At 40.7% G+C, this 6928-nt stretch carries 4 protein-coding genes, 1 tRNA gene and 1 pseudogene; 4 read left to right on the top strand and 2 right to left on the bottom strand.

What is annotated here, in order from left to right:
* Positions 1 to 1905: pseudogene (locus C1642_RS10070) on the bottom strand (FAD-dependent oxidoreductase); the annotation flags it as partial.
* A gap of 265 nt (positions 1906 to 2170) precedes the next feature.
* Here C1642_RS10070 and argG point away from each other — a divergent pair.
* Positions 2171 to 3529: an argininosuccinate synthase gene (argG, locus tag C1642_RS10065; RefSeq protein WP_001986427.1), complete on the top strand. Its 1359-nt coding sequence runs from the start codon at positions 2171 to 2173 to the stop codon at positions 3527 to 3529.
* Positions 3530 to 3588: 59 nt separating this feature from the next.
* Here the strand turns inward: argG and C1642_RS10060 are convergent, their stop codons facing one another.
* The gene (locus C1642_RS10060; RefSeq protein ID WP_000013374.1) at positions 3589 to 4851 is read right to left on the bottom strand and encodes a diguanylate cyclase; all 1263 of its coding nucleotides are present in this window, start codon (positions 4849 to 4851) and stop codon (positions 3589 to 3591) included.
* A gap of 149 nt (positions 4852 to 5000) precedes the next feature.
* Here C1642_RS10060 and pyrC point away from each other — a divergent pair, with 149 nt between their 5' ends.
* From pyrC to C1642_RS10045, 3 genes are all read left to right on the top strand, one after another.
* Positions 5001 to 6035 carry a dihydroorotase gene (gene pyrC / locus C1642_RS10055; RefSeq protein ID WP_103236274.1) on the top strand — a complete coding sequence of 345 codons (1035 nt, stop codon included), beginning with the start codon at positions 5001 to 5003 and terminating at the stop codon, positions 6033 to 6035.
* The gene (gene rnt, locus C1642_RS10050) at positions 6020 to 6682 is read left to right on the top strand and encodes a ribonuclease T (protein WP_005124439.1); all 663 of its coding nucleotides are present in this window, start codon (positions 6020 to 6022) and stop codon (positions 6680 to 6682) included. The genes pyrC and rnt overlap by 16 nt, the downstream gene beginning before the upstream one ends.
* Before the next feature lie 18 nt (positions 6683 to 6700).
* Positions 6701 to 6776: transfer RNA gene (locus tag C1642_RS10045), tRNA-Glu, on the top strand.
* The last annotated feature ends 152 nt before the right edge of the window (positions 6777 to 6928 follow it).

Raw genomic sequence — 6928 nt, 5'->3', positions numbered from 1 at the left:
AGTCTTTTACCGACTCTTGCCCCGCACACACCACAACGGTATCTACACGTAAAAGCTGGTCCTGACCATTATGCTCAATCCAAAGCCCTTCATCGGTAACTGCTTTATATTGCACGCCACGAAGCATGCGTACACCGTGCTTTTTAAGCTGGGCACGATGTACCCACCCCGAAGTCTTGCCAAGACCAATACCGAGAGGGGTTGTTTTACGTTGCAGCAAATAAATTTCTCGTATCGCTGGCTCAATTACTGGTGGTTGCATACCACCTTCAGAAACATAATTTGGATCTGGGTCTACACCCCACTCACGTTGCCACTCGGCTAAAGGTTGAGGCTGTGGTTGATGTGGAGGTTTAAGTAAAAATTCTGAGACATCGAAACCAATACCACCTGCCCCAATCACTGCAACTTTTCGTCCAACTTCAGCACCCTGTAAAACTTGAGCATAAGAAAGGACTTGAGGTGAATTACTTCCTTCAATCTTTAATGCACGCGGCACGACTCCAGTCGCCACAATCACCTCATCAAAACCTTCACGTTCAAGTTGTTCACGATTAACACGAGTATTTAAACGAACATCTACCCCAGTTTTTTGAAGTTGTACTTTAAAGTAGCGAATGGTTTCGTGAAATTCTTCTTTACCCGGCACAACCTTTGCAAAGTTAAACTGACCACCTACATCTGCATTGGCTTCAAACAGGGTCACTGCATGACCGCGACTTGCAGCAACAGTTGCAGCAGACATACCGGCTACACCACCACCTACAACGGCGATACGCTTTGGTTGTTTGGTTTTTAAATAAACCAATTCAGTTTCATGGCCTGCACGTGGGTTTACTAAACAAGACACACGTTTATTTTTAAATGCATGATCTAAACATGCTTGGTTACAGGCAATACACGTATTAATTTCATCTACACGATTGGTCGCAGTTTTATTTACCCAAAAAGCATCGGCCAATAAAGGGCGAGCCATTTGAATCATATCTGCTTTGCCAGTTGCCAAAATCTCTTCAGCAGTTTCAGGCATATTAATACGGTTAGACGCAATGACTGGAATTGAAATATGTTGTTTTACATGAGCCGTATAATCAACAAACGCGGCACGAGGGACCGAGGTGACAATAGTCGGCACACGTGCTTCATGCCAACCAATACCCGTATTAATAAAGTAACACCCGCTTTTTCTAAAGCTTTCGCAACCGTAACCACTTCTTGCATGGTGTTACCGTCATGCACAAGGTCAAGCAGCGATAAACGGAAACAGATAATAAATTTTTCGCCAACTTTTGCGCGGATCGCTTTGACAATTTCAACCGGGAAACGCATACGGTTTTCAATTTCACCACCCCAACGGTCTGTACGCTGGTTTACATGGCGACTTAAAAACTGGTTAATCAGATATCCTTCCGACCCCATAATTTCAACGCCATCGTAGCCTGCCTTTTTGGCAATGTCGGCACACTGTGCATAATCTTCAATGGTACTGAGAATATTTTTTTCAGAAAGTTGACGTGGCTTAAATGGTGAAATCGGTGATTTTATTGCACTCGAAGACACTACAAATGGCTGGTAACCATAGCGTCCCGCATGCAAAATTTGCATCAAAATTTTTGAACCATGCTTATGAACGGCATGAGTCACCAAACGGTGCTGCGGAATATCAAATAAGCTATTCATGGTTCCGCCAGCCGGAGCCAACCATCCTTGACGGTTCGGAGAAATACCGCCAGTCACAATCAAACCAACTCCACCTTTGGCACGCTCTTCAAAATAAGCTGCCAGTTTTGGGTAGTTAAAAAAGCGGTCTTCTAATCCCGTATGCATAGATCCCATGACCACACGGTTTTTAATGGTTGTGAAGCCCAAATGTAATGGTTTTAATAAATTGGCGTAACTTGTCATGCTGCGTCCCAATATTTTTTTGCAACTTGTTGCATAGTACTTTAATACTTTTTTGATAATTTTGGATGACCAAGAATTATTTTTTATTTGAGATTATGGTCAATCTATAAATGAAGCAGATAATCCCATATTTTTCTTTAAATAATAAATAGCCACCAGAACAAGTGAATTAATGCTTTTTTTGCCAAAAAAAGCACCATGAATAGTGCTACAATAGCCGCCATTCAGAATTCTCGAGACCGCCTCAACGGGGTCTTTTTCATAAATGTTAGGATTAGCAATGACTGATAATGCAACTATCTTGCAGCATGTACCAGTAGGCAAAAAAGTTGGGATTGCCTTCTCCGGTGGTCTAGACACTTCAGCTGCTTTATTGTGGATGAAACAAAAAGGCGCTGAGCCTTATGCATATACTGCAAACTTAGGCCAGCCAGATGAAGATGACTACGATGCAATTCCAAAGAAAGCAGAACAATACGGCGCTGTGAAAGCTCGCTTGATTGACTGCCGCTTACAATTGGCGCTTGAAGGTATTGCTGCAATTCAGTGTGGTGCATTCCATATCAGTACAGGTGGTGTTCCTTATTTCAATACGACTCCACTCGGTCGTGCAGTAACAGGTACTATGCTCGTTACTGCCATGAAAGAAGATGACGTAAACATCTGGGGTGACGGTTCAACTTATAAAGGTAACGATATTGAACGTTTCTATCGTTATGGTTTGTTGACCAACCCAAACCTTAAAATTTATAAGCCATGGTTAGATCAAAACTTTATTGATGAGCTTGGTGGCCGTGCAGAAATGTCACAGTTCCTCATCGACAACGGTTTTGACTACAAAATGTCAAAAGAAAAAGCGTACTCAACTGACTCAAACATGTTGGGCGCAACTCACGAAGCAAAAGATCTTGAATACCTAAATGCAGGTATCAAAATCGTTGACCCAATCATGGGCGTTGCTTTCTGGAAAGAAGAAGTTGAAATCAAACCAGAAGAAGTGACTGTACGTTTTGAAGAAGGTGTACCTGTTGCATTAAATGGTCAGCGTTTTGACAATCCGGTTGAGCTTATTCTTGAAGCAAACCGTATTGGTGGTCGCCATGGTTTAGGTATGTCTGACCAAATCGAAAACCGTATTATCGAAGCGAAATCTCGTGGTATCTATGAAGCACCGGGTATGGCCCTTCTTCATATTGCTTACGAGCGTTTGGTTACTGGTATTCACAACGAAGATACGATCGAACAATACCGCATTAACGGTTTACGTTTAGGCCGTTTACTTTACCAAGGCCGTTGGTTCGATTCTCAAGCGCTTATGTTGCGTGAAACTGCACAGCGTTGGGTAGCTAAAGCAATTACTGGTGAAGTAACACTTGAACTTCGTCGTGGTAATGACTACACCATCATGAACACTGAATCTCCAAACTTAACGTACGAAGCTGAACGTTTAACAATGGAAAAAGGTGATTCAATGTTTACGCCAATGGACCGTATTGGTCAGTTGACTATGCGTAACCTCGACATTACCGATACACGTGCAAAACTAGGTATCTATACAGATGCTGGCTTGCTTTCAATCGGTCAAGGTTCTGCTGTACCTCAATTAGACAATAAGAAAAAATAATTTCTTATAACGTCAAAAAAGCCACCTCAATAGGTGGCTTTTTTATACTTAAAGTTAAGTTAGGCAATTTCGGCGACCTGTAATGGCTGATAATAAATTTGATTACGACCAAGCTGTTTTGCCCGATATAAAGCCTGATCTGCCGCATGAATAAGCCTATCTTGTCCCATCTTTAGCCCACCCGTATATACGGTAAACCCTAAACTGATAGTGACATACTTCGACACTAAAGAAGCTGCATGAGGAATCGCTTGCCGCTCAATGGCTTTATAGATATTTGCAGCCACTGAATAAGCACCCTGTGCAGGTGTTTCAGGTAAAAGTACAACGAACTCCTCGCCCCCATAACGCGCAACAAAATCGACATGACGAATTGAGTTTTTAATTGCTGCGGCAATGCTAGAGATGACTTTATCTCCCATCTGGTGCCCGTAAAAATCGTTATAGTTTTTAAAAAAATCAATATCAATAAATAAAACAGCTAAAGGACGCTTCTCTTGATTTGCTCGGTAGTAGAAAAAATCAAACATCTCATCAAATGTACGTCGATTCGAAATTTGAGTCAGGGCATCCTGCTGGCTTAAATGCAATAACTCCGACGCTTCAATCCGTAAGATCTGTTCATTAATTTCAGCAAGCTGGTTATTTAAAAAAAGGCTCCTTTCTCTTGAGATGAGCATACTGCTAATCGAGAAACCTAAAATACAACTACCGAACAAAGCACGGCCCAGCGCAATATAATCACAATTTACATCTAACAAAATAAGAAAAGCAAAAACTAAAAATGCTGCCAATAAACCAACACAAAGCATATGCAAAGGTTTAATACCGCTTAATATGAACCCGAGCATATATAAAAATGAAAGAAGCAACATAGACTGGTTCTTAAGCGCCATATTTCCGACACTAAGCAATAACATCGCATTAATAATAATGGTTAAAAATACAATACCACATGCAGCTAAATAAAAGTGCTCGGAGAGTTTTGTAAATTTGGCAAAAACCCAGAACAATAACAGGGCAAGTGCAATATTCATTGCGCTAAGTAAGCAATGAATAAAGTCCAAAGTAATATAAGGTACCCCAATCACTAAATAGTCGGTCGGCAGGGCCAATAAAATAAAAATTAAATAAGTGAGTACACCACTTGCTAGAAACTTTGAGATGTTCTGTCTAGTTCGATCAAGATTTAAACACCAGAATTTTTTTTCCAGTTGTTTGGGCAAAGGCATATTGGCATAACGATGGGTATGTAGAGTGACCAAATACTCGATTTCTTCTTTAGATTTGAGTAATTGATGTACATTTCCCCTATTCGCCACTAGTCGATTCCCACATATTCTGCATTAACAAAATATAACATTATTTTTTAAAGCTCCCTGCGCTTTATTTTGCCATTTGTCCGTAATTCTCGTTACCATTTTCACACTTTATCGATTATCATTTGTTTTATTTCGAAGTTTGAACTGCCTTGAACTCTATTACCCTGCTCCAGCCAGATGATTGGCATGCACATTTACGTGATGGTTTAGCATTAAAACGTACTGTTCCAGATTTGGCTAAACAATTCGCCCGCGCGATTTGTATGCCTAACCTTGTACCGCCTGTAAAAACAGTAGAAGAAGCTTTAGCTTATCGCGAACGCATTCTTGCTCATGTTCCGGAAGGCAATAATTTTGACCCTCGTATGGTGCTTTATTTTACTGACCACACTTCACCTGATGAAGTTCGTAAAATTAAAGAATCAGAACATGTAAATGCAATTAAGCTTTATCCTGCTGGTGCGACCACAAACTCCGATAATGGCGTGAGTGATATTCGTAAAGTTTATGCAGTCATTGAGCAATTAGAAGAGCATCAAGTTCCGTTATTGCTTCATGGTGAAGTAACTCATAATCATGTAGATATTTTTGATCGTGAAAAACGCTTCCTAGATGAGGTATTATCACCTCTATTGAAACAGTTCCCGAAGCTTAAAGTTGTGCTTGAGCACATCACTACCAGTGATGCAGCACACTTTGTTTTAGAACAAGACCGTAATGTGGCGGCAACAATCACTCCACAACATTTATTATTTAACCGTAATGATATGTTGGTTGGTGGTATTAAACCGCACTTCTACTGTTTACCAATTTTAAAACGTCAAACGCATCAAACGACTTTGCTTGAAGTGGCGACAAGCGGTAATCCTAAGTTTTTCTTAGGTACAGACAGCGCTCCTCATGCACAAAATGCAAAAGAGAATGCTTGTGGATGTGCAGGCTGCTATAGTGCACCAAATGCAATTGAGCTTTATGCACAAGCATTTGACCAAGTCGGTAAATTAGAGCGTCTAGAAGGTTTTGCTAGCCATTTTGGTGCAGACTTCTACGGTCTACCACGTAATACTTCTACCATTACTTTGGTTAAAGAAGATAACCTCGTTCCAGAATCTTTTGATTATTTAGATAATCAAAAAATCATCCCGCTGCATGCCGGGAAAATGCTGCAATGGAGAAAAGTGTGACACAAGAAAACTCTGTCCCGGTCATTGGCCAACGTTTTCGTGGCTTCTTACCTGTTGTTGTCGATGTTGAAACGGCAGGTTTTAATGCCCAGACAGATGCATTGCTAGAAATCGCATGCATTCCGATTGTGTATAATGCTCAGGGACAATTTGTCCCTGGTCCTGCATTTCATGCACATATTAACCCTTTTGAAGGGGCTAACCTCGACCGCCGTTCGCTAGACTTCATTGGTATTGATCCATTCAACCCAATGCGTATTGCAATGGCTGAAGATGAAAGAACTGCTTTACGTCGCATTTTTAAATCGGTCAATGAAGTTCGTAAACAGCAACATTGTACTCATGCAGTACTCGTAGGCCACAACGCACATTTTGACCTTGGTTTTTTACAAGCGGCCATTGCTCGCTCAGGTACAAAAAACCAAAACCCGTTCCATAGTTTTTCAGTGATGGATACGGTCACTTTAAGTGCAGTAATGTTTGGACAAACTGTACTTGCAAAAGCATGTATTCAAGCTGGAATTGAGTTTGATGGTAAAGAAGCACACTCTGCTTTATACGATACTCAAAAGACTGCTGAACTGTTTTGCTATATTTTGAACAAACTGTCTCCTTACCTCCTTGACAGTTTGGTGGCGGCTTCTTAAGATACCGCCATCCTCAACGTCCCTATCGTCTAGAGGCCTAGGACATCGCCCTTTCACGGCGGTAACCGGGGTTCGAATCCCCGTAGGGACGCCATATTCTCTTCATATAAAATTTTTCTCTCTAAGTTCTGTCTTCTTATTCTTTTTATATTTTTCTTTATTTCTAAATAAAATACACTTGTGCAAATATATCACTGATCCAGTATTTCCTTTACATCGTTTTACAATATAATAATTCTTATTTTT

This window comes from Acinetobacter sp. AKBS16, from assembly GCF_002899995.1.
Classification (GTDB): domain Bacteria; phylum Pseudomonadota; class Gammaproteobacteria; order Pseudomonadales; family Moraxellaceae; genus Acinetobacter; species Acinetobacter baumannii.
This window is presented reverse-complemented; position numbering and strand designations above follow the sequence as displayed.

What these genes read in the sequence shown, in the direction of transcription:
- argG (WP_001986427.1), top strand. Translation starts at nt 2,171, where the DNA reads ATGTTAGGATTAGCAATGACTGATAATGCAACTATCTTGCAGCATGTA.
- rnt (WP_005124439.1), top strand. Translation starts at nt 6,020, where the DNA reads ATGGAGAAAAGTGTGACACAAGAAAACTCTGTCCCGGTCATTGGCCAA.